The sequence below is a fragment of the Kitasatospora sp. NPDC022856 genome, from assembly GCF_055561235.1.
This window is the reverse complement of record NZ_JBVHHE010000013.1, coordinates 175,240-199,267: the sequence shown is the minus strand read 5'-3', so window position 1 is coordinate 199,267 and position 24,028 is coordinate 175,240. Positions and strand designations below refer to the sequence as shown.

22 protein-coding genes and 2 pseudogenes are annotated in these 24,028 nt (G+C 74.7%); 16 read left to right on the top strand and 8 right to left on the bottom strand.

The window, feature by feature from the left end; all coding sequences use genetic code 11:
- Positions 1–12: 12 nt before the first annotated feature.
- The gene (locus ACZ34W_RS18630; RefSeq protein ID WP_329491320.1) at positions 13–762 is read left to right on the top strand and encodes a polysaccharide deacetylase family protein; all 750 of its coding nucleotides are present in this window, start codon (positions 13–15) and stop codon (positions 760–762) included.
- Between the two features lie 49 nt (positions 763–811).
- Here ACZ34W_RS18630 and ACZ34W_RS18625 read toward each other — a convergent pair whose 3' ends face one another.
- The 3 genes from ACZ34W_RS18625 to ACZ34W_RS18615 form a co-directional block, all read right to left on the bottom strand.
- A complete protein-coding gene (locus tag ACZ34W_RS18625; RefSeq protein WP_465605429.1) occupies positions 812–1,903 on the bottom strand; it encodes an MGDG synthase family glycosyltransferase in 1,092 nt (363 codons plus the stop codon).
- 13 nt (positions 1,904–1,916) lie between these two features.
- Positions 1,917–2,876: an NAD-dependent epimerase/dehydratase family protein gene (locus ACZ34W_RS18620; RefSeq protein ID WP_359807124.1), complete on the bottom strand. Its 960-nt coding sequence runs from the start codon at positions 2,874–2,876 to the stop codon at positions 1,917–1,919.
- 180 nt (positions 2,877–3,056) lie between these two features.
- Positions 3,057–4,181 carry a DegT/DnrJ/EryC1/StrS family aminotransferase gene (locus ACZ34W_RS18615; protein ID WP_465605426.1) on the bottom strand — a complete coding sequence of 375 codons (1,125 nt, stop codon included), beginning with the start codon at positions 4,179–4,181 and terminating at the stop codon, positions 3,057–3,059.
- 275 nt (positions 4,182–4,456) lie between these two features.
- Between ACZ34W_RS18615 and ACZ34W_RS18610 the strand changes: the two are divergent.
- The 8 genes and pseudogenes from ACZ34W_RS18610 to ACZ34W_RS18575 all read left to right on the top strand — a co-directional run.
- Positions 4,457–4,903: pseudogene (locus tag ACZ34W_RS18610) on the top strand (MMPL family transporter); the annotation flags it as partial.
- Positions 4,903–5,076: pseudogene (locus ACZ34W_RS18605) on the top strand (response regulator transcription factor); the annotation flags it as partial. The pseudogenes ACZ34W_RS18610 and ACZ34W_RS18605, both read left to right, overlap by 1 nt.
- 250 nt (positions 5,077–5,326) lie before the next feature.
- A complete protein-coding gene (locus ACZ34W_RS18600; RefSeq protein ID WP_465605424.1) occupies positions 5,327–6,172 on the top strand; it encodes an SAM-dependent methyltransferase in 846 nt (281 codons plus the stop codon).
- A gap of 718 nt (positions 6,173–6,890) precedes the next feature.
- Positions 6,891–7,979 (top strand): N-acetylglucosamine kinase, encoded by a 1,089-nt coding sequence (locus tag ACZ34W_RS18595; RefSeq protein ID WP_465605422.1) that lies wholly within the window; start codon positions 6,891–6,893, stop codon positions 7,977–7,979.
- 669 nt (positions 7,980–8,648) lie between these two features.
- Positions 8,649–10,004: a DUF6271 family protein gene (locus tag ACZ34W_RS18590; protein WP_465605420.1), complete on the top strand. Its 1,356-nt coding sequence runs from the start codon at positions 8,649–8,651 to the stop codon at positions 10,002–10,004.
- Positions 10,005–10,499 carry a GNAT family N-acetyltransferase gene (locus ACZ34W_RS18585; RefSeq protein WP_465605418.1) on the top strand — a complete coding sequence of 165 codons (495 nt, stop codon included), beginning with the start codon at positions 10,005–10,007 and terminating at the stop codon, positions 10,497–10,499.
- A gap of 234 nt (positions 10,500–10,733) precedes the next feature.
- A complete protein-coding gene (locus ACZ34W_RS18580; RefSeq protein ID WP_465605416.1) occupies positions 10,734–10,982 on the top strand; it encodes a hypothetical protein in 249 nt (82 codons plus the stop codon).
- A 222-nt stretch (positions 10,983–11,204) separates the two neighbouring features.
- Positions 11,205–12,956, top strand: coding sequence for a serine/threonine-protein kinase (locus tag ACZ34W_RS18575; RefSeq protein WP_465605414.1), 1,752 nt, complete (start codon positions 11,205–11,207; stop codon positions 12,954–12,956).
- Between the two features lie 167 nt (positions 12,957–13,123).
- Here the strand turns inward: ACZ34W_RS18575 and ACZ34W_RS18570 are convergent, their stop codons facing one another.
- Positions 13,124–13,348 (bottom strand): e9imm peptide, encoded by a 225-nt coding sequence (locus ACZ34W_RS18570; protein ID WP_465605412.1) that lies wholly within the window; start codon positions 13,346–13,348, stop codon positions 13,124–13,126.
- Positions 13,349–13,730: 382 nt separating this feature from the next.
- Between ACZ34W_RS18570 and ACZ34W_RS18565 the strand changes: the two genes are divergently transcribed.
- From ACZ34W_RS18565 to ACZ34W_RS18545, 5 genes are all read left to right on the top strand, one after another.
- The gene (locus ACZ34W_RS18565) at positions 13,731–14,078 is read left to right on the top strand and encodes a PRC-barrel domain-containing protein (RefSeq protein WP_380390802.1); all 348 of its coding nucleotides are present in this window, start codon (positions 13,731–13,733) and stop codon (positions 14,076–14,078) included.
- 101 nt (positions 14,079–14,179) lie between these two features.
- Entirely contained in the window at positions 14,180–14,446 is a 267-nt protein-coding gene (locus ACZ34W_RS18560; protein ID WP_465605410.1) for a metal-sensitive transcriptional regulator, read from the top strand.
- 82 nt (positions 14,447–14,528) lie between these two features.
- Positions 14,529–15,815, top strand: coding sequence for a PP2C family protein-serine/threonine phosphatase (locus ACZ34W_RS18555; protein ID WP_465605408.1), 1,287 nt, complete (start codon positions 14,529–14,531; stop codon positions 15,813–15,815).
- A gap of 252 nt (positions 15,816–16,067) precedes the next feature.
- Positions 16,068–17,396, top strand: a complete 1,329-nt coding sequence (locus ACZ34W_RS18550; protein WP_465605406.1) for a cryptochrome/photolyase family protein — start codon at positions 16,068–16,070, stop codon at positions 17,394–17,396.
- Positions 17,397–17,563: 167 nt separating this feature from the next.
- Complete coding sequence (locus ACZ34W_RS18545; RefSeq protein WP_329491333.1) at positions 17,564–17,977, top strand: SsgA family sporulation/cell division regulator; 414 nt, start codon at positions 17,564–17,566, stop codon at positions 17,975–17,977.
- 294 nt (positions 17,978–18,271) lie between these two features.
- Here ACZ34W_RS18545 and ACZ34W_RS18540 read toward each other — a convergent pair whose 3' ends face one another.
- The 4 genes from ACZ34W_RS18540 to ACZ34W_RS18525 form a co-directional block, all read right to left on the bottom strand.
- Positions 18,272–18,748 carry an ATP-binding protein gene (locus ACZ34W_RS18540; RefSeq protein WP_465605404.1) on the bottom strand — a complete coding sequence of 159 codons (477 nt, stop codon included), beginning with the start codon at positions 18,746–18,748 and terminating at the stop codon, positions 18,272–18,274.
- Between the two features lie 143 nt (positions 18,749–18,891).
- Positions 18,892–19,284 (bottom strand): STAS domain-containing protein, encoded by a 393-nt coding sequence (locus ACZ34W_RS18535; RefSeq protein WP_329491335.1) that lies wholly within the window; start codon positions 19,282–19,284, stop codon positions 18,892–18,894.
- 114 nt (positions 19,285–19,398) lie between these two features.
- Positions 19,399–20,343, bottom strand: coding sequence for a SigB/SigF/SigG family RNA polymerase sigma factor (locus ACZ34W_RS18530; protein WP_442906904.1), 945 nt, complete (start codon positions 20,341–20,343; stop codon positions 19,399–19,401).
- A gap of 101 nt (positions 20,344–20,444) precedes the next feature.
- Positions 20,445–21,500 (bottom strand): mechanosensitive ion channel family protein, encoded by a 1,056-nt coding sequence (locus ACZ34W_RS18525; RefSeq protein ID WP_329491337.1) that lies wholly within the window; start codon positions 21,498–21,500, stop codon positions 20,445–20,447.
- Positions 21,501–21,786: 286 nt separating this feature from the next.
- Between ACZ34W_RS18525 and ACZ34W_RS18520 the strand changes: the two genes are divergently transcribed.
- The gene (locus ACZ34W_RS18520; protein ID WP_329491338.1) at positions 21,787–22,260 is read left to right on the top strand and encodes an SRPBCC family protein; all 474 of its coding nucleotides are present in this window, start codon (positions 21,787–21,789) and stop codon (positions 22,258–22,260) included.
- A 282-nt stretch (positions 22,261–22,542) separates the two neighbouring features.
- Positions 22,543–23,988 carry an endonuclease/exonuclease/phosphatase family protein gene (locus ACZ34W_RS18515; RefSeq protein ID WP_465605400.1) on the top strand — a complete coding sequence of 482 codons (1,446 nt, stop codon included), beginning with the start codon at positions 22,543–22,545 and terminating at the stop codon, positions 23,986–23,988.
- Positions 23,989–24,028: the final 40 nt, after the last annotated feature.

Sequence of the window (24,028 nt, the reverse complement as noted above, 5' to 3'; positions counted from 1 at the left end):
GGACGGGCACCGATGGACCGGACGCGCACCGCCCGCCGGGCGGCCCTCACCGTGGCGGGCGCCGAGCTGCTCCACCTCGCCCCGGCCGCCGTCCGCCTGCCGCCCGTGCGCCGCACCCTCGCCCGGCGCACGGCCGGGTACGGCGACGCGGACCGGCACGTCGCGCTGACCTTCGACGACGGCCCGGACCGGCGCAGCACCCCGTACGTCCTGGACGCGCTGGACGGCCTCGGTGTCCGGGCCACCTTCTTCCTGCTCGGCACGATGCTGGAGCGGGCCCCGGAGCTCGGCCGCGAGCTGGTGGCCCGGGGTCACGAGGTGGCCGTGCACGGCTGGTACCACCGCCCGCAGTGGTACCCGGCCCCCGCCCGCGACCTGCGCGAACTGCGCCGCGCCACGGCGGCGGTCACCGAACTCTGCGCGGTCCCTCCGTCCTGGTACCGCCCGCCGTACGGCGTCCTGGCGGCCGGCCCGGCGCTGGCCGCCCGCCGCCTCGGCCTGCGCACCGTGCTCTGGACGGCCTGGGGCCGGGACTGGACCGACGACGCCACCGGCGCCTCCGTGTACGCCACCGCCCGCCCCGGCCTGTCCGGCGGCGCCACCCTCCTGCTGCACGACTCGGACTGCACCTCCGCCCCCGACTCCTGGCGCGCCACCCTCGCCGCCCTCCCCCTGATCGCCGCCCACTGCCGCACCCACGGCCTCACCCTCGGCCCACTCCGCGACCACGCCGTCCCGCCCCGCACGGGTCGGACCGGCTAGGGGGTGTTGGCAGAGTCCCGCCGGATCAGGCGGGACTCTGCCAACACCCCTAGACCAGCCCGACCTGGGCCAGGGCTGCCGCGAAGCCGGTCCGCCAGCCCTCCGGGGAGGCGCCGGCGGAGGGGGGCGGGGCCGGGCGGTCCAGGGCGGCGAGGGCGGTGCGGACCACGTCGGCCGGTCGGGCGGAGGTGACGTCGGCGTGGCCCAGCTCCAGCTCGTGCTGGAGGTTGTCCCGGCCGTGGCCCTGGACGACGTCCAGCAGGAGCAGGCGGCGGCCGAGTGCCCGGGCCTCGCTGCAGGTGTCCCCGGAGCTGGTCACCACCAGGTCGGCGGCGGTCATCAGGGCGGGGATCCGCTCGGTGTAGCCGAACGGGTGCAGGCGCGGACGGCGGCCGGCGGCGTGGCGCAGCCGGCGCTCCAGCTCGCGGTTGCGCCCGGCCACGGCGAGCACGTGCGGCCCGGCGTCCGCCAGGTCGGCGGCGGTGCGGGCGAGCGGTCCGAGCCCCCAGGAGCCGGACATCAGCAGCACGCACCTGGCGTCGGGCGGCACCCCGAACTCGGCCCTGGCCGCCGCGCGGGTGGGCGGGTGGTAGAACGGCGCCCGCAGCGGCGCCGGCAGCACGGCGATCGCGGCCTCCGGCCGGTAGCGCCGCACCGCGCAGGCCGCGACCTCGGAGGTGACCAGGAAGAGGTCGGTGCCCTCCTGCACCCAGAGCCGGTGGGGTGTCACGTCGGTGCAGAGCACCAGGTGCCGGAAGGCCGGCCCGCCGGCCCGCCGGGGCAGCCGGTTCACCGCCGCGGTGGCGGTGGCGAACACCGACACCACCAGCTCCGGCCGTTGCCGCGCGACCAGTTCCCGCAGGGCCGGGACGAGCCTGGTCCGCGCAGCGGCGTCGGCGAGCAGGGCCGGCCGGGTGCCGGGGCGCAGCGCGGCGAAGTGGAAGGCGTCGTAGACGCCGGGCAGGTCGAGCAGCCGGCGGAAGACCGCCTCGCCGACCGCGCCCGCGCGCTGTCCGAGCAGCGCCATGGCGTCCACCGTGGCGGTGGTCCAGCCGCGCCCCCGCAGCGAGTCGGCGCAGGCCTGGGCCATCACGTCGTGGCCCTGCCCGAGCGAGCCGGAGACCAGCAGGGCGTGCGGCACCGGGGGCGCCGCCTCAGGAGCCGCCGGCCGCGCGGCCGGCGCCCGGGCCGCCCTCGTCGCGGTACCAGTCCGCGTAGCGCCGCACGCCGTCCGTGAAGGTGGTCTTCGGCGACCAGCCGAGCAGCCGCTTCGCCTGGGCGGCCGAGATGCGGCGGCCGTCGTAGTCGGCGGCCCGGGCCTCGATGTGCGAGATGGAGACCGGGCCGAGCAGCCGGTCGACGGTGTCGGCGATGTCCCGGACGGAGACGGCGGTGGAGCCCTCCAGGGCGAAGGTCTGGTCCTCGGCGGCGGGGGACAGGGCGCGCACGTGGGCGTCCGCGAGGTCCTCGACGTAGACGAAGTTGCGGCTCTGCCGGCCGTCGCCCGCGATGGTGATCGGCCGGCCGGCCAGCGCGGCCTGCACGAACCGGGCGACCACCAGCTCGTCCCGCATCCGCGGTCCGTACGGGATGCCGTAGCGCAGGATGGTGAAGTGCTGCCCGTACAGCTCCCGGTGGCTGTGCACCAGCATCTCGGCGGCCAGCTTGGTGGCGACGTACAGGTGCCCGCTGCGCTCCAGCTCGATGGGCACGTGCTCGTCCAGCTCCTGCGCACCGCCGTCCAGCTGGTCGTCGGTGAGGGCGGCGCCGTAGACCCAGACGGTGCTCGCCAGCACGGTGCGGCTGAGGCCGCTGCGGCGGGACGCCTCCAGGACGGCCTCGGTGCCGTCGATGTTCATCCGCACGGCCCGGACGGGGTCGGCGGCGACCTGCTCGACGTCGGCCATGGCGGCGAGGTGGAAGACCACCTCGCAGCCGTCCAGGGCGCTGGTGAGGGCGGTCAGGTCGAGGATGTCGATGCGGGCGTGCTCGGCGTCGGCGTTGAGGTACTTGTCGGTGGTGTCCACCGCGAGCACCTCGTGGCCGGCTGTGATCAGCCGGTCCACGACGTGTGAGCCGATGAATCCGCATCCCCCGGTGACGGCTACGCGCACGGTCTCTCTCCTTGTCCGGCCTTCGCCCGGACCGTCCGGTCCGGGGGCGTCCCGGTGGTTCCGGTGGTTCGGGGCTTCCTGGTGGTTCCGGTCATCGGGACCGGCCGACCCGTCCGGCGGCCCCGGCGGTCGCTGTGGTTCCGCCGGCCCTGGCGGCCCCGGTGCTCTCGGCCGTCCCGGTCATCCGGCGAGCCGCCGGTGGACGGCGGTGACCGCCTCGATCACCCGGTCGGTCTCGTCCTCGGTCATGTCGGAGTGCACCGGCAGGCAGATCTGCCGGGCGCAGAGGTCCTCGGCGACCGGCAGCGGCCCGCGCCGGTAGGGGGCCAGCACCGGCTGGAGGTGCAGCGGCAGGTCGTACACCTCGCCGGAGAGCCGCACCCCGTGCTCCTCGGCCACCGCCCGCTTGAACGCGGCGCGGTCGACGCCGGCCGGCAGCAGGGCGACGTACTTGTAGTAGTTGCTGCGGCAGCCGACCGGCTCGACCGTCGGCCGCAGCCCGTCGAGCCCGGCGAGCGCCGCGTCGTACCGCTGGGCCACCCGGCGCCGGGTCTCCACGAACTCCTTGAGCCGGCGCAGGTGCACCGCGCCGACGACGGCGTTGAGCTCGCTCAGCCGCCACGAGGCGCCGAACCGGACGTGGTGGTTGGTGGTGAACGAGCCCTTGCCCTGGTCCCGGTGGATCCGTGCCTCGTCGCGCAGGTCGGACGACTCGGTGAGGATCATGCCGCCCTCGCCGCTGGTGGTGACCTTGGTCGGGTAGAACGAGAAGGCGCCGGCCAGGCCGAACGACCCGGCCGCGCGCCCGGCGTAGCTGCTGCCGTGCGCGTGGGCGGCGTCCTCGACCAGCGGGATGCCCCGGCGGTCGCAGATCGCGCGCAGCTCGTCGACCTCGGGGGTGATCAGGCCGCCGATGTGCACCAGCACCACGGCGGCGGTGTCCGGGGTGAGGGCCGCCTCCAGCGTCTCGGGGGAGAGCGCGAAGGTCGCCGGGTCGACGTCGGCGAGGACGGGGCGTCCGCCGGCGTGGACGACGGCGGCGGCGGTCGCGTAGAAGGTGACCGCCGGGACGACCACGTCGCGGTCACGGACGTCGACGGTGCGCAGGACGATCTCCAGCGCGGCCGTCCCGCTGGCGACGGCCACGGCGTGCGAGGCGCCGTGCTCGGCCGCGAAGGCCTGCTCGAAGCGCTCCGTCCAGGGGCCGAGGGTCAGCGCACCGGTGGCGAGGATCTCCGCCACCGCGTCCGCGACGGCCGCGCGGTCGCTCTCGTCGAACACGATGCGAGCGGCTGGAACGCCCATGAGGCCACCTCCGGCAGCAGGATGATCAGATCATCGAGCGGGTTCGTTTCCGGCCGGACCGGACAAATCGGTCGGGCCAGGCACATCACGCTACTTCGCCTGCCCGTTCCCGGCCCGTCGTCACCGACCGCCCGGGTGACTGCCCCGGTGACCGGGCGGTCACCGGATCGCCCGGGCCCGCCGGACCCCGCCGTCCGCCCCGGACCACCCCGGTGGAGGGCGGGCCGGGGAGCCGGAAGGCCCGGCGGCTGCTCCCCGCGGTGCAGCTGACGTACTCCGTGGTCTTCGCCGGGCTGACGGTCGTCATCGCGCCGGCCGGGCTCTCCGTGGTGGGCATCCCGATCCTCGCCGAGATGGGCAGGGCGGCCGCCGGTACGGTCGTGATCGCGGTCGTGATCGCCCTGACACTGGTCCCGGCCCTGCTCGGCTTCCTCGGCGACCGGGTGCTCCCGCGCCGGGCCCGGCGCGCCGCCCGCCGGTGCCGTGTCGGCCGGCTGCGTGCCGTCGCCGACGGCACGACCGCCGGGAGCCCGGTGGCCCGGGCCGCCGCCGAAGCGGAGCGGCAGCCGGCCAACGGCGGCACCCGCTGGGCCCGCCTGGTGCTGCGCCGCCCGGTGGCCGTGCTGCTGACCGGTGTCGTGGGCCGCGGCGTCCTCGCCCTGCCCGCCCTCGATCTGCGGCTCGGGCTGCCGGGCGCGGAGTCCCAGCCGACCTCCACCACGGTCTGACCAACGAGGAGATCGCCGAGCGGATGTACGTCAGCCCGTTCACCGTCCGGACGCATGTGCACCGCGCGATGTCCAAGCTCGACGCCCGCGACCGGGCCCAACTGGTCGCCATCGCCTACCAGTCCGGCCTGGTCCCGGCCGCCCGCGCGGCACGGCCGCCGTGCTGAGCCCGGTCGCCCCGCTGTACCCGGCTCCGTGGAGCCCGTCGCGCCCGGGGCTCGCGGGCCCGGGCGCGCCGGGTTGACGGGGCACCACGGCTGCTGCGGCCGCCGGGCGTTGGGCACGCGACCGGCCCCGCGCTCTCCGGACCCCGGCAGCCGCGCTGTCCGGGCGGCACCGTTACCATGCGCACGATGGCCCGCCAGCGGGGCGGCCGGAGCTGCTTCCCCGGGTGAGCGGGGAGCGGGAGGGGCGAGGATGTCAGGCATGGGGTGGATGTCAGGGAACCGGCAGGAGCGGCGCTGGCCGGGGGTGGACCTGCGGATGGACGTCCCGCACTCGGCCCGGGTGTACGACTACCTCATCGGCGGCAAGACCAACTTCGAGGCGGACCGGACCGCCGCCCACGCCTCGGTCAAGGCCTGGCCGGCCCTGCCGACCTCGATGCGCACCACCCGCACCTTCATGCAGCGGGTGGTCCGCCACCTCGCCGAGGAGCACAAGGTCCGCCAGTTCCTGGACATCGGCACCGGGATCCCGACCTCGCCCAACGTGCACGAGATCGCCCAGGGCATCGCCCCCGAGGCCCGCGTCGCCTACGTCGACAACGACCCGATCGTGCTGACCCACGCCCGCGCGCTGATGTCGAGCACCGAGGAGGGCCGGACCTCCTACATCGACGCCGACTTCCGCGACGTCGACTCGATCATCGGGGCCCCGCAACTGCGCGAGGTCCTGGACCTGACGCAGCCGGTGGCGCTCTCGCTGATCGCGATCGTGCACTTCGTCCTCGACCAGGACGACCCCCAGGGCATCGTGCGGCGGTTCATGGACGAGCTGGCCCCGGGGAGCTTCCTGGCGCTGACCGTCTTCACCGGGGACACCGACCCGGTGGGTGTGGGCGGTGTCGGCCGCGAGTACAACGCGCGTGGGATTCCCCTGCAGATCCGCGACAAGGACGAGACGCTCGCCTTCTTCGACGGCTACGACCTGCTCGACCCGGGCGTGACCCTGGTCCACCAGTGGCGGCCGGACGCGGACGCGGCGCCGGTGCGCGACCAGGACATCGCGATGTACGGCGGCGTGGCCGTCAAGCGCGGCTGAACCGCCCGCCGCCACCGGGGCGGCCCCGCCGGTGCCCGCCGCACCCGTGCCCGCCGTTCCCGTGCCCGCGTCGAGGGCGGGCACGGGAACCGTCAGCCGCCCCCTGCGGTCCGGTGCCGGGAGGTGCCGGACCGGGCGGCCGGGCCGGGAGAGCCCGGACGCCGACATCTGCTCCTCGTAGGAGAGGAATCCCGGCGAGCGGTAGGAGGCGTGGTTGCGCTGTCCCTCCGGCGTCGACTCGTGGCCGGTGGAGAACCGGGCGAGCTCCACGCCCCGGCGGTAGTGCGCGGGTGGACGAGCCCGTCCTGGACGTAGCGGACGCGTTCGCCGTCGGAGTCGGTCCCGGCCGACCGACGCCTCGCGTGCGGCAATGACCGGGTGAGAGTTGGCCGGACCGCGTCATAGGGCTCGCACACTTCCTCGCAGTCGAACTCGACCTCGCGCGCGACGATCACACGTCCCCCGATCCGTGCGGCGGGGCCCTCCCGCCGTCCCGGGCGCATCGTTTGATGATCTTGTCCGCAGTGCAAGGCACCCGATACGTCCCCGAGGGGGCGGAGCGGACGACGGCGCCCGGGACCTCCGGAGCGACGGCTGCCCGGCGGGGCGCGGTGGCACACTTCGGACAGGCCCCGGGGGTGACACCCCACGGGGAAGCCGAGCCGGCTCGTACGGACGTCCCGTCGCGGGCACGAACAGCACCGAGCGGAGGGCCGCTGTGGACCGGATCGACCCCGCCGTACCGCACCCCGTCGGCTCCACCGCGCCCCATCCCGGCCAGGTCGGCCAGGCCTGTCGGGACGGCAGCTGGGTGGTCGGGATCGATGTCGGCGGCACCGGAGTCCGGCTCGCCCTGGCTCCCGGCGGGTGGCCCGCCGACCTCGCCGGCGCCCGGACCGACCGGATCGCGGCCCCGGCCCGGATCACCGCAGGAGGGCACGACGCGCAGGCGTTGCTGAGCCGTGTACTCCCCGCCCTGGGCACGCTGATCGCCGGCCTGCCGCCCGGCGCGCGGATCGGGGCGGTGGCCGTCGGGGCCACGGGCATGGCCCTGCTCGGCCGGGACCTCGCCCGCGAACTCCCCGTCCCGCTCGCCCGCGCGACGGGTGCGGACCGGTTGGTGCTGGCCGGCGACGCCGTCACCGCCCACGTGGGCGCCCTCGGACGTCGAGCGGGTGTGGCCGTGGCCGCCGGGACCGGTCTGGTCGCGATCGGCGTCCACCCGGACACGGGCTGGCACCGGGCCGACGGATGGGGCCAACTGCTCGGCGACTGCGGCAGCGGCGGCTGGATCGGCCGGGCCGGCCTGGAGTCGGCCCTGCGCGCCCACGACGGCCGGACGGGCGGCTCGGCCGTACTGCTGGCGTCGGCCGAGCGCCGCTACGGCCCGGTGGCCGGCCTGCCCGCCGCCCTGCAGCCGCGCCCCGACCGGGCCGCCCTGCTGGCCGCCTTCGCCCCCGACGTGGTCGACGCGGCCGACGGCGGCTGCCCGGTCGCGGGCGCGATCGTGCGGCGGGCGGGGGAGGAGATCGCGGACGCGGCCGCCGCAGCCGTCCGGGCCGTCGGGCTGGCCGAGCCGCGGGTCGCCCTGACCGGGGGCCTGTTCGCCCTGGACCGCCTGCGTGGGGCGGCGCTGGCGGCGCTGACCGACCGCCTCCCGACGGCGTGCCCGCACCGCCCCGACGGGCCGCCACTGCTCGGTGCGCTGCGCCTGGCGGCGAGCGCCTCCGGCGCCGCGCTGCCCTGGCCGGTCGATCCACCGCTGCTCGACGTCCGCACCCTGACGGACGGCCGGGGAGGACTCTGAGGCCCGGACCGGTCGGACGGTCCGCGCCAACCGAACGCCCGGGCCCGGCCAACCCGGTGGTCGAGGGTGTACGCCCCTCCCGAGGGCCGTCGCACGGCTCTGTGCCGCGGGCAGCGGCGGCTGCCCGATCGGGCAGCGTGCCCCCGTGGCCCGGAGCCGATCCAAGGAGGCGGTTGACACCGGAAGTTGGTCTAGTCCACCGTAGGGGAATGCCAGTCGGCGGCGCGGGGGCGCCTTGGCGGGAGTCCCCGTCGTGGGCATCAACTACCCATCTGAAACGGTGAGTTGTGGCGGTTCCGGTGTGTGGTCCACCGGCGGCCGGTCACGCCTTCGCCGTGCCCCGGCCCATTCGGTCCTTCGGGCCCGTTCAGCCTGTCCGGCCGGTTCGGGTGGTGCCGCTGCCGGTGCCGGTGCCGGTGGTGGTGCCGGAGCCGCGCCCGCTGCCGGCACCGGTGGGCGCCGGTCCGGCTGCCGCAAGGAGTACCTGATCGGCGTGGTGGCAAACGGACTCGACCTCTGGAGTGACCGGAACGGATGCCGGACGGCGCTGCGCCGGTCCACGGCGCGCCCAGCGCTTCGCCACCGCGCGCACCGGGTCTTCGGTCCACGCTCGACCTCGCCCAACTCGCGGTAACAGCAAGACACCTGATGACCGAACGGAGAACTGGCATGCGCAGGATCTGTCTGGCCCTGCCCACCAACCGGGCCTGTGCCGAGACGATTTCGGCGATCGGCAAGGAGGCCGCGTACGCCGCCGAGCACTTCGAGGTCGAGGTGCGCCTGGTCGTCCTGGACTCCTCGGACGCGTCGACCTTCGCGGCGCACGCGCGCGCCGTGGCCGAACTGCCCGGGGCGGCGGGCGTGGTCGTGCACCACCTCGACGAGGCCCGGCAGCGGGAGTTCCTGGGGCGGGTGGTCGACGCCGCCGGCGTGGCCGAACCGGCCCGACTGCTCGATCTGATGCTGCCCGACGCCGTCTCCTACGGTGCCTGCACCAACCGGGCGTTCCTGATCGCCGCCGCCCTCGGCTGCGACTCCGTCCACCGCCGGGACTCGGACAGCGACTACCAGGTCCTGGACGGGAAACCGGTCTTCCCGATCCACCAGGAGCTGCTGTCGCTCGGGAAGCGGGCGGCCGACGCGGAGGCGGCCGTCACCAAGAGCGAGCTGGAGCCGGCGGACGCCGAGAAGCCGGTGTCACTGGTCGGCAGCTCCTTCATCGGTGAACTCTCCGTCGACGTCAGCGAGATCCGCGAGCTGGACCCGGCCCTCTACTACGACGTGGTCAGCCTCTGGGCGCCGCCCGTCTGGTCCGAGGAGGAGAAGCGGCAGCTGGTCGAGGCGTCGTTCACCGGGGGCGGGACGGACCCGTTCACCGCCGACGAGTCCGTGCTCGGTGCTCCCGACATCTGGCAGGTGGACATGTGCAACATCGGCTTCGATCACGAGGTCTACGAGCGCGTCCCGCTGCCGCCCGCGACCGAGACCATCGGCAGTGACTACTTCCTGCTGCACGTGGTCCTGGACGCCACCCTGCCCGGCGTGGTGCACAACCGGCACATCGTGAACTACTACACCCCGGGCCGCCGGAGCGGCGCCGGATTCACCGCCTACCAGCTGCGGTTCACCAAGTTCCTGCTGTCGATGCTCTACCTCTACCCCGTCTACGGCCGGATGATGGCGGCCGGCGGCGAGCTGCTCGACGAGCAGCACCACGTACGGGTCGACACGATCCTGGAGTTGGTCAGGGACAGCGCCGGGACGGACCGGGCGGAGAACGTCCACCGGCTGGACGTCCTCGACCGCTCGTACCGGCAACTGGGCGGGAAGTACGCGGAGTTCGCCGAGCACCTGACCCCGCTGCGGGAGCGCCTGCTCGACGAGGCCAAGGCGGACGTCGAGGACTTCGCGCGACTGATCGCCGCCTGGGGCCCGATGGTGGCGGCCGCCCGCACCGACGGCCTGACCGGCCCGGGCGGCAGCCCCGCCGGCGGAGCCGGTGCCACCGTCGGAGGGGCCGAGTAGATGACGGACGACATCAGCTTCCGCCTGCTGGCCGACGAGGACTGGGACGCCGTCGTGGCGCTGGAGTCCGACGCCTACGCGGCGGACGACCTCTCCGAGGGCCGGGAGGCGCTGCAGTCCAGGGCGCGTTCCTCACCCGACACCTGCTTCGTGCTGGAGCACGGGGGCAAGGTCGGCGGCTACCTGCTGAGCCTGCCCTACCCGCTCTACCAGTGCCCGGACCTGGGGCAGATGGAGGAGGCCGACTTCCAGTCGCGCAACCTGCACGTGCACGACTTCGTCATCGCGGAGCCGCTGCGCGGCAAGGACGTGGCGCTCCGGTTCATCCGCCACATCCGCGAGGAGGCGCAGGAGCAGGGCTTCGAGCGGATCTCCATGGTGGCGGTCCGGCGCAGCGACATCCTGCTCGCCCTGCTGGGCTACCGCACCCACCGCGAGGTCGCCGTTCCGGCCTGCTACGGCAAGCGCGCGGTGTACATGTCCATGGAGATCTAGCCGCGCCCGCCGACCGGCGGTACGGCACGGGAGCCGGGAGCCGGGAGGCAGGGCGAAGGGCACAGGAGGCAACGGACACCGGGCTCGCTCCAGCGGGCGGGCCGCCCGGCCGATGTTCTCCCCATGAGCACATGCCAGCCGCCCGTCGAGCGGCATGCCTCCTGGACCGAGCTCTTCTTCGACCTGGTCGTCGTCACCTCCGGCCGCCGGGTGCTGCGACTGGCGTAGGAGCGGATGGACCGCCTGATCAGGAAGCGGGGGACCGCGGAGCGCGTGCCGGTGGTCGAGGCGGCCTACGCCGACGTCCCGCACCTGGTGGAGCGGCTGGGCCTGTTCGTCATCATCGTGCCGGGCGAGGGGGTCATCCAGATCACGTCGGTGGCCGGGGCGTTCTGGCGGCGGATCCTGCGCTGGGCGCTGCCCCGCCTCGGGCTGACACTGCTGCTGGCCGGGTGTCCGGCCACTTCGGCGTGGGGTGGCTGATCTGGGGGCTGACCGCGGCGGTGGCCTGGCAACTCCTGTGCGCGTCGGGCGTACCGGCCCGCCCGGCCCGGCGCCGTGGCGTGTGAAGGACGCCCGGGCCGCCGTCCGCCCGGGCCGTACTCGCCGTCCCCCCCGGACCCCGTTCGCCGTTCGGCCGCAGTGATCGCGACGCGGCCTATACTCGGTCTGCTTGACCGGCGAACGGCACAACGGGGGGCGTTCATGGAGAGCTACACGGAGACTCCGCTGGGCCTGATCATCCTGGTCCTGGGCGGCGTCGCACTGGTCGTGCGGACGGTGTCCTTGCCGCTTCTGATGCGGGCTCAGCAGGCCACCCGCCATCGCGCGATCGGTCGCCTCGCGGGCCCGGGCGGGAGGGTGGCGGTGCCGTCGGGGCTGACGGCGGCGGCGGTCGGTGAACAGGTGCTCGTGCTGCTGAGCGCGGCCGGCCTGCTGGCCCTGCTGAACTCGACGATCGCCGACACCGACTTCGTCTACATGATGCCGTCGATCGTCTCGGAGAGCCCGCTGGCCATCGCCCAGGCCCTGGACGTCCACTTCTCCATCACGCAGCCGATCTACCTCATCCCGGCGGTTGTCGCCCTGCTCGGCTGGGTGTTCCTCTGGCTCCTGACGCAGCGCAACCTGCTGGTCGTCGGCATGCCCCCGGGGGCCGGGACGACCACCGGCAGTATCGTCCGGCTGATCGGCGGCTTCGTCCTCCGCGCGGTGCTCGGTGCACTGGTGCTGCCGATCGGGGTGGTCGAGGGTGCGCTGATGTTCCAGATCATCGCGCTCGTGACCAGCCGGCGCCCGCTGGCCGGCGGTGCCGGCCGCACGGCCCACGTCCCGCCGGATGCTCCGCCCGCCGCCCGGCCCGCGCCCTACCAGCCGATGCCCGCCGCCCCGGTCGACGCGCCGTGGTCCGTCCCCGCCCCACCGGCGACGCAGGTCGCGCCGGCTCCGCTGCACCTCGGGCGCGTCGAACCCGCCGGGCAGGCCGGACCCGCCTCACCCGCCTCACCCGTCGGGCACGTCCCGCACCAGGCGCTGTACCCGCACGAGCCGCGGACGATCGGCGGGTACCAACTGCTCGGCCGGATCGGGGCCGGCGGCATGGGGACGGTCTACCTGGCCCGTCGGGAGGGCTCGGCCACCCAGGTCGCGTTGAAGACGATCAACCCCGAACTCCTCGGGGAAGCCGACCTGTTGCGTCGCTTCGAGCGCGAGGCGGAGGTGCTGGCGATGGTCTCCGGCGCCTACACCGCCCGGGTGCTGGACGCCGGTGTGGACTCCGGGCGCCCCTACCTGGCCATGGAGCTGCTGGACGGCCGCCCGCTCGACGTCCATCTGCGCGAGCAGGGGCCGATCCGCTCCCCGGAGGCGCTGCGGGCCCTCGCGCTCGCGCTGGCCGTCGCGCTGCGCGGGGTGCACCGGCTGGGGCTGGTGCACCGGGACCTCAAGCCCGCCAACATCATGCTGACGACGGCGGGGCCGCGGCTGCTCGACTTCGGCATCGCAGCGATCGTCGACGGCACCCGGCTGACCCGCACCGGCGGCGGCCCGGGGACGCTGACCTACATGGCGCCCGAACAGTTCGGCGACGGGCCGGTCGGCCCGGCGGCGGACGTCTGGGCCTGGGCCTGCTGCGTGGTGTGCGCGGCCCACGGGGGGAGTCCGTTCGCGGCCGCCAGCACGGGGGCGGTGATCCGCCGGATCGTCGACACCGGCCCGGAGCCGACGGCTCTGGCAGCTCTCGCCGCGCTCGACCCGGCGCTCGCGGCGGTGGTCGGCCGGGCGCTGACCGCGGACCCGCAGACCCGCCCCGGCGACGGTGGCGCACTGCTGGACCTGCTGACGACGCGCCACGGCCCGGGCAGCACCGAGCCCGACGCGGGCGCGCTGCGCGAGGAGATCACCCACGGCTGGCGCACCCTCGCCCTCCGTGCGGACCAGGACTTCCCCCGACAGTGACCGCCTCCCCGGTACCGGAGCGGTAGCCGGAGTCCGCTCCGCTACCGGAGAAGACCAGGGCCCCGGCTCGGGCCGCCGAAAGGCTGACGGTCCTTGCCGTCCTACCCACGGCGGCGCACCGTCCGGCACACGGTGGCCGGCCGTCCGGCCGCAGGCTCGGGGCCCTCTCACAGGGCGAAGGGCCGGTACCCCAACGCCTGACCGACGACCTCGGGAGCCGTCGGCTGCCTTCCCTCGGGCCAGAAGATCAAGTCGCTGCCGTAGCCGCTCGGACAGCCGAGGGCCTTGCCCAACGCCACCGTCACCCCGCACGGCTCGGCATCGTCGGCACAGTCCGCGTCCATGATCTTCCGCACCCACGCAACGGCCGCTTCACGAGCCGTCTCCGTCACAGCCACTCCTTCCAATGGAGGGCCGAGCCCGGCCCGTCACCTGATCGGCCGGACAGCTCCAGGGCGCGGGGCCGCTCCCACGGCCTCGCCGGTCCCCGCCACCGAAGCGTGCCGCAGCGAGTGCAGGCCTGCGCCGGGCAGGCTCACCTGCTGGGGGCCTCGACGTGCACCCGCTCGGCCTCCCCGGAGGGCCGACCGCGCGGGTGCACGTCGACGAGTGTCGGGGGCCGCCAGCCCGCGTACCCCTTCTCCGGCCGGTCGGGTGCCGCGGTGCTCGCCGGGCGCCCCGCCCCGTCGCGGCGCAGGATGGAGATCCCGGGTGTCCGACGACGGCACCGGCGACACGGGAGGCTGCGGTGAACGGGAGGCTGCGGTGATCGGAATGGCTGACATCAGGGAGTGGCGCGGCCACGCCGTGGTCGACGAGAAGGACCACCGGATCGGCACGCTGGAGTCGGTGTACGTGGAGACGGCCAGTGACCAGCCGTTCTTCGTGACCGTCACGGTCGGCCTGCCGTCCCGGCGGCGGCTGGTGTTCGTCCCGCTCGACGGCGCCGTGGTCGGGCCCGGCTACGTCCGGGTCGCGTTCGCCAAGGGCGTGGTCAAGCAGGCGCCCTCGATCGGCACCGACGACGTGCTGCCCGCCGAGGACGAACCGGCGGTCTTCGCGCACTACGCACTCGCCTACACCCCCGGCGCCGGCGGTGAGCGGCGGCTGGCCAGGCGCTGAGCGGCCCGGGGGAGGGGTGCGTACGGGTCGGCCGCGGCGGCCGCGATACCCCACGGGGTACGCTGGAGGCTCGGTCACGACGGCGGAAGGCGGCTCCCGGGATGCAGGTGGACGAGGAAGCGGTGGGCGCCGTCCTGAACCGGCTCCGTCGGGCCCAGGGGCAGCTGGCCGGTGTGATCGCGATGATCGAGGCAGGCCGGGACTGCAAGGACGTCGTCACCCAGTTGGCGGCGGTCTCCCGCGCCCTGGACCGTGCCGGATTCAAGATCGTGGCCAGCGGGATGCGCCAGTGCATGGCCGCCGTCGACGGGGATGCCCCGCCGATGAGCGAGGCGGAGCTGGAGAAGCTCTTCCTGACCCTCGCCTGAGGCCGGACGGCCCGGGCCCGGTCGCACGCCGTGACCGGCCGCGCCGATCGGCGGAGAATGGTCCCGGCGGAAGGTGGAGGCCATGGACGACATCGGCTTCGGCCGAGCGATGGAGGGCCTGCTGGCAGCCTCCCAGCGGATCGGCCCCGGTGAGCTCGCGACGGCCGTCCGGGACGCGGCCCGGGCGATGGGGCTCGCCGACGCGCTGGTGCTGCTCGCCGACGTGCGGCAGGTGCAGCTCGCACCGCTGCTGCCACCGGCGGCGGAGGGCACCGACGCTCCCACCGGGCCGGTCGTCGTGTCCGAGGTGCCCGATCTCCCCGGCTCGCCCCCGCACGCCGGCACTCCGGCCCCCGAACGGTCGCCGAGCTGGGTGCTCCCGCTGGAGGGAAGCCCGGCGAGCCGGGCCTACTGCACGGGGGTGCCCCAGTCCGTGCCGGCCGAGGACGGGACCGGCCGGGTGCTGTGGCTGCCGATCGTCGACGGTGTCGAGCGGATCGGGGTGCTCCGCGTCGACGCGCCCCCGGACGCGGCCGTCGACATCGACCGCTGCCTGGCCCTCGCCTCGCTGGTGGGCCTGATCGTGGTGGCGAAACTGTCCTTCGTGGATGATCTGATCGACACCACCAGGGTCGTTCCGATGACCCTCCAGGCCGAACTGGCCTGGGCCTTCATGCCACCGCGCACGGTCGGCACCAGGCACGTGACGTCGACCGCGGTGCTGGAGCCCGCCTACGAGATCGGCGGCGACGCGTTCGACCACAGCTTCAGCGGGAGCCGGCTGCGGCTCACCGTCGTCGACGCGATGGGGCACGACCTCGCCTCGGGCGGGTCGTCCGCACTGGCGATCGCGGCCTGCCGGGCCGTCCGCCGGGCCGGGGGCGGGCTCGCGGACATCGCCGCCGTGATCGACCGGGAACTGGACCGGTGGTTCCCGGAGCGGCTGCTCACCGGGGTCTTCGCCGAGCTGGACACCTCGGACGGCCGGCTGAGCTGGGTGAACCGCGGGCACCCCGCGCCACTGCTGATCCGCCGCCAGCGGGTGGTACCGGCCGCGCTCGAACGGGCCGCCGAACTCCCCCTCGGGCTCGCCGGGTACGAGCGGATGCCCGGCACCGTCCACGAGGTCCTGCTGGAGCCGGGCGACCGCGTACTCATCCACACCGACGGCGTCACCGAAGCACGTTCCGCCGCCGGCGAGCTGTTCGGCGAGGAACGGCTGACGGACATGGTCGTCCGGGCCGCGGAGGCCGGGGAGGCCGCTCCGGAGGCACTGCGGCGGCTGATCCACGCACTGCTGGAGCGCCAGGACCACCGGCTCACCGACGACGCCACGATCGTCCTGGTGGAATGGCACCCCGCCCACTGATGCGGGGACCCCGCCCCGGCCGGCGACGCGGTGAGCCGCCCGCGGTTCCGTCCCGGATCCGGACCGGGCGTGAATTCCCGGCGCGCCGTGCCCCGTTCGGCGCACCGGGGTGGGAGGCTCGTCTGTCCCCGCAGGGCAGCCGCCGACCGGCAACCGCCCCGCGCACCGAACGCCGAACGCCGAACACCGCCTCCGCCGGACCGGCCGGACCCGCCCCACATCCACCCCACCACGACCCCCGGGCCACCACTGATGACCGTCTCCATCGCCCTGCTCACCCAGGATCTGCGCCTGCACGACAACCCCGTGCTCCGGGCCGCCGCCGAGGCCGCCGACGAGGTCGTGCCGCTGTTCGTCCTCGACCCCGAGGTCGACGCCGCCGGCTTCGCCCCGCCCAACCGGATGGCCTTCCTCGCCGACTGCCTCACCGACCTCGACGCCGCGCTGCGCCCGCTCGGCGGCAGGCTGCTGCTGCGCCGGGGCACCGCCGCCACCGAGACCGCCCGGCTGGCCACCGAGGTGGACGCCGTCTCGGTCCACGTCGCCGCCGGCGTGAGCGCCTTCGCCCACCGCCGTGAGCAGGCCCTGCGCGACGCCCTCGGCTCCCGTCTGCACGTCCACGACGGCGTGCTGACCGTGGCCGTACCGGGCGCGGTCAGACCCGCCGGCAAGGACCACTACGCCGTGTTCACCCCGTACTTCCGCACCTGGCAGCAGGCCCCGCGCCGGACGGTGCACCGCGCGCCCCGGGCGCTGCGCACGCCCGAGGGCCTCGCGAGCGAGCCCGTCCCGGCCGTCACGCCGGATTCGCCGGGGCTGCCGCCGGGCGGTGAGCGCCCCGGCCGCAAGCTCTGGCAGGGCTACGCCCTGGAGCGGTACGAGGAACTGCACGACGACCTCGCCGCCGACGGCACCTCGCGCCTCTCGCCCTACCTGCACTTCGGCTGCGTCTCCGCGGCCGAGCTGGTGGCGTCCGCCGAACGACGCGGCGGCAGCGGTGCGGAGGCGTTCGTCCGGCAGCTGGCCTGGCGGGACTTCCACCACCAGGTGCTCGCCGCCCGCCCGGAGGCGGCGCACGCCGACTACCGGTCCAAGGGGGACCACTGGCTGCCCGACGACGCGGAGTCCGAGGCCTGGCGCCGGGGCCGCACCGGCTTCCCCCTGGTGGACGCAGGCATGCGCCAACTCGCCCAGGAGGGCTGGATGCACAACCGGGCCCGGCTGGTGACGGCCTCGTTCCTGACCAAGACGCTCTACAAGGACTGGCGGACGGGCGCCGCCCACTTCCTGCGGCTGCTGGTGGACGGTGACTTGGCCAACAACCAGCTCAACTGGCAGTGGGTGGCCGGGACCGGTACGGACACCCGGCCCAACCGGGTGCTCAACCCGCTCGCCCAGGCGGACCGGCTCGACCCGGACGGGGCCTACGTCCGGCGTTGGATCCCTGAGTTGGCCGACCTGCCCGGTCGCTCCGTGCACCGCCCGTGGCGGCTGGACCGCCCACCGGCCGACTACCCGGCGCCGATCGTCGAGCCCGAGACGATCTCCGCCCGGCTCCGCCACGCCCGCGGCCTCGACTGAGCCCCCGACCGAACCGTCGGTTCGGCGCCCCTCGCGGGCCAGTAGGGCGACATGACGAGCGGTCAAGTGTACCGGCCGGAGGTGTTCGAGCGGTTCTGACACGCATGGTCCCCGCCGGCGGGGGTAGCCGGGCGTGCACCACTGCCGCAACAGAAGGGGGGCGCACGGTGCCCGAGATCGTCGAGGACGTCATCGAGGCCTGTCTCGTCGGCCCGGAGCCCCGGCCGGTGCTCATGGGGCTGCGCTACGACCCGGCCGACCCGTTCGCGCTGTCGCTCGGTTTCGGGGCCGGTGCCTCGCTCGGACTGGAGGGTGCACTGTCCTGGACGGCGGCCCGCGAGCTGTTCGGGGAGGGGCTGCGCAAGCCGTCCGGTCTGGGGGACCTACGGGTCCGGCCGTGGGCTCCCGGCGTGATCGCCGTCGAGTTCCACGGCGACGGGGGCTGTGCCGTCCTGGTGTTGTCCTCCCGGGACATGGTGCACTTCCTCCGCCGGACGTACGAGGTGGTCGCCCCGGGGACGGAGCACCGGCTGCTCGACTGGCCGGACACGGTGGCGGGCCTGGTGGGGGAGACCGGCTGAGCGGAGCGCGACGACCGGGGGCGGTGGCGACCTCAGCACGAGGCTGCGTCGCCGCCCCCGGTCATGGGCGGGGTTCCGTCCGGAGCGGGCTTCGGGCGCAACCACCCGCGTCGGCCGGTGAGCCGCGGAGAGCCCGGTACGACGAACAGCCGACGCACGAGGATCGACCGGAGCACGACGAACACCACGGCCCGGGCGGGGAAACCGCCCGGGCCGTGGCCCGTGTCCTGCTGACCCCCGAGTGCCCTGACCCCCGAGTGCCCTGACCCCCGAGAGCCCTGAAGCCTGAGCCGCTCAGCGCCCGGGAGCGAGCCGGGCGGTGTCGATCTCGACCCAGACCGCCTTGCCCTGCTCGTGGCGCTCGGCGCCCCAGCGGTCGGCGGCCCGCTGGATGATGAACAGGCCGTGGCCGCCGGGCAGCCCCGGCCGGTGCGGCAGGCGGGGCTCGGGGAGCGCGGACTCGCCGTCGCTCACCTCCACCCGGAGCCGGGTCGCGGACGCGTCCAGTACGAGTTCGAGCGGTCCGCCGCCGTGCATCATCGCGTTGGCCACCAGCTCGGCCACCAGCAGCACGACATCGTCCGCCACGTCCGGGTCCGCGCCGCTCTCCGGAGCCAGCCACGCCCAGTCGGCGAGCGCTTGCTGGGTGAAGGCACGCGAACGGGCCACCGGCTTGGGCAGGCCGGCCAGCCGCAGCCGCCGGCGTTGGCCGGCCTCCGGTAGCGTGGCTCCGGACCGGTTGTCGTCCAGGGTGCCCCGGCCCCTCGTCATATGCGGTTCACCCCTTCGTGCGGTTGCTGTGGCTCGTCGTCCGATCGGATTCCCGGGCAGCGCCAGGATATTCCTGTGACGGCCGTTCGACTGGTCGCCCGTGGTCATGGGCGGGCGGAGCGGGCCGGATCGCACGGTCGTGCTCAACGGACGAGCGCCGCGCCGACCGAGTCATGGATGGAGAACACGGCGCCGGCGCCGGTCAGTTCCAGGACGCGGGCGACCGGCGTGGCCACGGCCGCGAGGCGGAACTCCACCCCGGCGGCGGAGGCGGCCAGGCGGGTCTTCAACAACAGGTTCAGGCCGGAGGAGTCGCAGAAGCCGACGCCCTCCAGATCGACCACGACCAGGGGGGTGCCCTCGTCGACCAGGGAGGTCAGCGCCCGCTCGGCGGGCAGGAGGCTGTCGATGTCGAGATCACCCGCCACCGCGCAGACCGCCGCCTCGGCGTCGGCCCGCCTTATGTCCACGGTCAGCGCGTGCGGCAGAGTGCTCGCCGCCGCCGTGATCCGGTACTGCTCGTCCTCGACTGGCATCGTGGTTGTCTTTCCCCTCCAGAGAGTTCCCTTCGACCATACGCGGGGGAAAGCCCGCGGCCAAGGCGCACGCCCCACAGGAGGAGTGACGCCCCGGCCGCCGGGGTCGCTCGGTCAGTCCTGGTCCAGACCGGCGCGGAGCCGGCCGAGGATCCGGCTGAGCAGCCGGGAGACGTGCATCTGGGAGACGCCCAGCCGGGCGCCGATCTCGGACTGCGTGAGCTCTTCGGTGAAGCGCATCGAGAGGATCTGCCGGTCACGCTCGGGCAGCGCGGCGATCAGGGGCTTCAGGGCGACCAGGCTCTCGATCTTCTCCAGCCGGCCGTCCTCCATGCCGAGCCGGTCGGCCAGGGAGCCCCGGGAGTCGTCGTCGGTGGACTCGGAGCCCAGGTCGAGCGACCCCACGGTGTGGCCGTTGGCGGCGGTCAGCCCCTCGGTCACCTCCTCCGGGGTGAGCGACAGGTGCTCGGCCAGCTCGGCGACGGTCGGGGCGCGGTCGAGCCGCTGGGTGAGCTGCTCCTGGGCCCTGGCCAGGGTCAGCCGCAGCTCCTGGAGGCGGCGCGGCACGTGGACCGCCCAGGTGGTGTCACGGAAGTGGCGGCGGATCTCCCCGAGCACCGTCGGCACCGCGAACGTGGTGAACTCCACACCGTGCCGGGAGTCGAAGCGGTCGATCGCCTTGATCAGGCCGACGATGCCCGCCTGGACCAGGTCCTCCTGCGGCTCGCGGCTGGAATTGAAGCGCCGGGCGGCGTAGCGGACCAGGGAGATGTTCAGCTCGATCAGCGTGGCCCGCACATAGGAGTACTCCCGGGTGCCCTCCTCCAGTGCGTCGAGCCGGGCCAACAGGGTCCGGGTCAGTTCACGCGCGTCGGCGGGGGAGACCTCGCTCGGTTCGGCGATCTCGGGGAGCTCGGGAAGCTCGGTGATCTCCGTGGTCGTCGAGAGGCCGGAGAGACCGGGCGTTCCGGAGGTGGCTCCCAAAGGCCCGGCGCTCGGCCGGGCCTGGCCCTGAACGGGGAACACGGGGGTGAGGAGAGCATCACTGGACGGAGCCATGTCGGTCCTTTCATCGGTTCCGCGACGGTCTGTCCCTGTGTACCCGGGATCTTCGGGCCGATTCCCCTTTGATGTGTGGTGATTCTGCAAAGAGGGTGTGATTACCCCGACATGTGAGCCTCGTCTCGTCCTGCGGCGCGGGCGACCGGCACCCGGGGCAGGGCGTGCGGATGGGTCTCGCACAGGTAGCCGACGAGGTGTTCGCGGACCTGGCAGCGCAGCTCGAACGCGGCGTCGGCGTCGGGCGCGGTCATCAGGGCCCGCACCACGATGGTGGTCGGTGTGGTGTCGACCACCTGGAGGGCGCTGCCCTCGCCGTCCCACAGCGAGCTCTTGGCGAGGAACGCCTCGAACTCCGCCCGCAGCTCGGGCACCGGGGTGCGGTGGTCCAGGTGGAACAGCGCGGTGCCGGTGATCTTGCTGGTGCGCCGCGACCAGTTCTCGAAGGGGCGGCCGGCGAAGTACGACATCGGCATCACCAGTCGCCGCTGGTCCCAGGTGGCGATCACCACCGAGGTGAGCGTGATCTCCTCAACCGTCCCCCACTCGCCGGCGACCACGACGACGTCGCCGATCCGGATCAGGTCGCCGAAGGCCATCTGGATGCCCGCGAACAGGTTGGCGAGGGTGCTCTGGGCCGCGATCCCGGCCACCACGCCGACCAGCCCGGCGGAGGCGAGCAGGCTGGTCCCGAGCCCCCGGACGGCGGGGAAGGTCATCAGCATCGCCCCGAGGGCGACCACGGCGACGGTGGCCTGGAAGATCCGGCCGAGCAGACCTGCCTGGGTCCGGGCCCGGCCCGCCCAGGCGGGGTTGCGCCGCCGCCCGGCGAGTTGCATCGCGCCGCTCGTCGCCAGGGCGATCAGCCGCGCGGCCAGCCAGGCGCAGGCGGCGATGGTCGCGAGCACCAGCAGATGCCGGACGGCGGCGTGCACGACCGGGGCGGTACGGGCCCACGGCTCCCCGGCGAGCATCAGTCCGCAGGCGGTGGCCGCCAACAGGGGTGGCCGACAGGCGCGGAGCAGGGTCGGTGTGGGACCGGTGTGCCCGCGTGCGGCGACCAGTCGTGCCACGGCCTCCGTGAGCAGGTTGAGGCCGTAGGCGGCGACGGCGGCCGAAGCGGCGACGACGATCAGGCGGACGAGGCTCCACCCCATGGTGTGCGGTTCCCTTCCTCGGGTCGGTCCCGCGGGGGCGGTCCGCGGGAATGGGTCCCGCCTGCCCCCGGCTCCGCCGCCCACACCCGCCCCGGCCCCGCCGCCCGCTCCCCGGCCTGCCCGGCGGCCGATCGTCCCCCCCGCCGCCGCCGGATCCGCGCTGGGCCGGCCGGGTGGCGTCTGACGGATCGTCGGCCCGGGTGCATACCGGGGCGGGGCCGGGGCAGGCGCCCCTACGACCGACCGCCGGCCCGGCGGTCGGACCTCGGCGGAGAAGGGAAACGTGATGACACAGATCGAGGAGTCGGTCCTGGTCGACGTGCCGCTCGCGGTGGCGTACGAACAGTGGCGGAAGGTCGAGGACTTCCCGCGCTTCATGCGCGGCGTGGTCAGCATCGAGCGGCGTGGCGGGGAGCTCACCCACTGGGTGGTCGGCGTGGCCGGCGCGCACCGCGAGTTCGACGCCGCGACGACCGAGGTGGTGCCGGACGAGCGGGTGGCCTGGGCCGCGGTGGCCGGGGAGGTCCGGCAGTCGGGCGTGGTGACGTTCCACCGTCTCGGGGAGGACTGCACGCGGATCATGCTCCAGCTGGAGGTCGAACCGCAGGGTCTGCTGGAGCGGATCGGGGAGGCGCTCGGTTTCGTCGACCGTCAGGTCATCGACGACCTGCACGACTTCAAGGAGTTCGTCGAAGCCGCCCACGGCGGCCCGCCGAGCGCACCCCCGGGCGCCGACCCCGGCACGCCCCGGGCGGCCTGACCGCCCACCGGTCGGCACCGCCGCCCGTCCACCCACCCGCCAGCGCGCCCGATCGACGCCCGCCGCGCCGGCGGCCTGGTCAGGGCCGGAGTTCCCGCAGCGCCCGACACCGCGTCATGCGTCGTTCACGTGACGGTCGCCGACCTTGGGATGAATGGGGTCGCCCGCAGTTGTACAGCCAACTGCCGGCAACCCTCATCCCGATCTCCGTGACCAGCCGCGGACGGGCCCGGCCGTGCCCTCCCGCGGACCGGTCGCCCGGGCGCGGCGGACAGGACCACCGTGGCCGCAGGCAGCGCCCTGACGCTCAGCTCATCCGCCAACCCGGTCGAAGGCGACAGGCTCACCTTTCACTGGAGCACCGACGCCCCGGACGCCAAGAACTGGGTCGGCGTCTACGACGGCAGCAGGAAGCCCGGCACCGGCTCGTCGCTGCTCTGGAAGTACACCCCGGCCGCCGCGGGGGACGTGCAGCTCGACACCTCGGCGCTGACCGGCGGCCCGTACACCGCGTACCTGCTGGCCAAGGACGGCTACGGCGTCCTGGCGCAGACCGCGCCCTTCACCTTCCGGCCCAAGCCCGCCGTGGTCCGCCCGCACAGCGCGGTCGACGCGCTGACCACCGCGGCGGTGGCGCCCGGGGGCGCCCTCTCGGTCAAGCTCGGCGGTCTTTGGTCCCGGCCGGCCGGCAACCCGGCGGGCACCGCGGCGTTCCGCAAGATCAGCGGCCCGGCCTGGGCCTCCGTCGGCTCCGACGGCACGCTCACCGGGACCGCGCCCGCCACCGCGCCGAAGAACCCGGAGGTGGTGGTCCTCGGCGTGAAGGACAGCGCGGGCGCCACCGACACCGTCACCGTGCAGATCCCGGTGGCGGACCCGGCAGGGCCGCTGCGGCTGAAGGTGGCGAGCTGGAACCTCGCCGAGGCCGGCGCGGCCTTCACCGACGCGGTGGAGAAGCAGCTGCGGGTGGTGCTCGCCCAGGGCCTGGACGTGCTCGCCCTCCAGGAGACGGCCGGCAGCGCCGCCCAGAGCCTGGCCACCGCGCTCGGCTGGTACGCCTACCAGAGCGCGGGCAGCGTCGGCGTCCTCAGCCGCTACCCGCTGTCCGCCGTCACCCCGGTCACCGCCGGGCTGCCCGCGGCCGGTGTGACGGTGCAGCTGCCGGGCGGCCGGGGCGTCCGCTTCTGGGCCGCCCACCTGGACGAAGCGAACTACGGCCCCTACGCGGTGCAGGACGGCCAGAGCGCTGCCCAGGTGACCGCCGGGGAGAGCGCCTCCGCTCGCCTCCAGCAGGCCACGGCGCTCGCCGCGGCCGTCCGCGCCGAGGCCGCCGCGCACACCCCGGTGGTCCTCGCCGGCGCGCTCTCCTCGCCCTCGCACCTGGACTGGACGGCGGCCACCGCGGCCAGCCACGGCGGGGTAGGCCCGCTGAACTGGCCGGTCACGGTGGCCCTCCAGGAGGCCGGACTGACCGACAGCTTCCGTGCGGAGAACCGGAACCCGGCCAAGGCGCCCGGGGCCACCTGGTCGCCGGTCCGCAAGCAGCGGGGCAGCAAGCCGGAGCCGCAGGACCGGATCGACTACGTGCTGTACGCCGGCCCGCTGAAGCTGGTCGAGGCGCACACCCTGGTGGCCGACTGGCCCGCCACCGGGACCGACCCGGCCGCGATCGCCGCCAACCAGTGGCCCTCCGACAGCGCCGCCGCGGTCGCCACCTTCCAGCTCTGACGGCCTCCCGCCCCGTCCTGCTCCCTCCCCCGCCCCGAGA

Coding starts and splice junctions, on each gene's coding strand:
- ACZ34W_RS18630 (WP_329491320.1), top strand. CDS start 13: ATGGACCGGACGCGCACCGCCCGCCGGGCGGCCCTCACCGTGGCGGGC.
- ACZ34W_RS18615 (WP_465605426.1), bottom strand. CDS start 4,181: ATGGGCGTTCCAGCCGCTCGCATCGTGTTCGACGAGAGCGACCGCGCG.
- ACZ34W_RS18600 (WP_465605424.1), top strand. CDS start 5,327: ATGTCAGGCATGGGGTGGATGTCAGGGAACCGGCAGGAGCGGCGCTGG.
- ACZ34W_RS18590 (WP_465605420.1), top strand. CDS start 8,649: ATGCGCAGGATCTGTCTGGCCCTGCCCACCAACCGGGCCTGTGCCGAG.
- ACZ34W_RS18585 (WP_465605418.1), top strand. CDS start 10,005: ATGACGGACGACATCAGCTTCCGCCTGCTGGCCGACGAGGACTGGGAC.
- ACZ34W_RS18580 (WP_465605416.1), top strand. CDS start 10,734: ATGGACCGCCTGATCAGGAAGCGGGGGACCGCGGAGCGCGTGCCGGTG.
- ACZ34W_RS18575 (WP_465605414.1), top strand. CDS start 11,205: ATGGAGAGCTACACGGAGACTCCGCTGGGCCTGATCATCCTGGTCCTG.
- ACZ34W_RS18565 (WP_380390802.1), top strand. CDS start 13,731: ATGGCTGACATCAGGGAGTGGCGCGGCCACGCCGTGGTCGACGAGAAG.
- ACZ34W_RS18560 (WP_465605410.1), top strand. CDS start 14,180: ATGCAGGTGGACGAGGAAGCGGTGGGCGCCGTCCTGAACCGGCTCCGT.
- ACZ34W_RS18555 (WP_465605408.1), top strand. CDS start 14,529: ATGGACGACATCGGCTTCGGCCGAGCGATGGAGGGCCTGCTGGCAGCC.
- ACZ34W_RS18550 (WP_465605406.1), top strand. CDS start 16,068: ATGACCGTCTCCATCGCCCTGCTCACCCAGGATCTGCGCCTGCACGAC.
- ACZ34W_RS18540 (WP_465605404.1), bottom strand. CDS start 18,748: ATGACGAGGGGCCGGGGCACCCTGGACGACAACCGGTCCGGAGCCACG.
- ACZ34W_RS18535 (WP_329491335.1), bottom strand. CDS start 19,284: ATGCCAGTCGAGGACGAGCAGTACCGGATCACGGCGGCGGCGAGCACT.
- ACZ34W_RS18530 (WP_442906904.1), bottom strand. CDS start 20,343: ATGGCTCCGTCCAGTGATGCTCTCCTCACCCCCGTGTTCCCCGTTCAG.
- ACZ34W_RS18525 (WP_329491337.1), bottom strand. CDS start 21,500: ATGGGGTGGAGCCTCGTCCGCCTGATCGTCGTCGCCGCTTCGGCCGCC.
- ACZ34W_RS18520 (WP_329491338.1), top strand. CDS start 21,787: ATGACACAGATCGAGGAGTCGGTCCTGGTCGACGTGCCGCTCGCGGTG.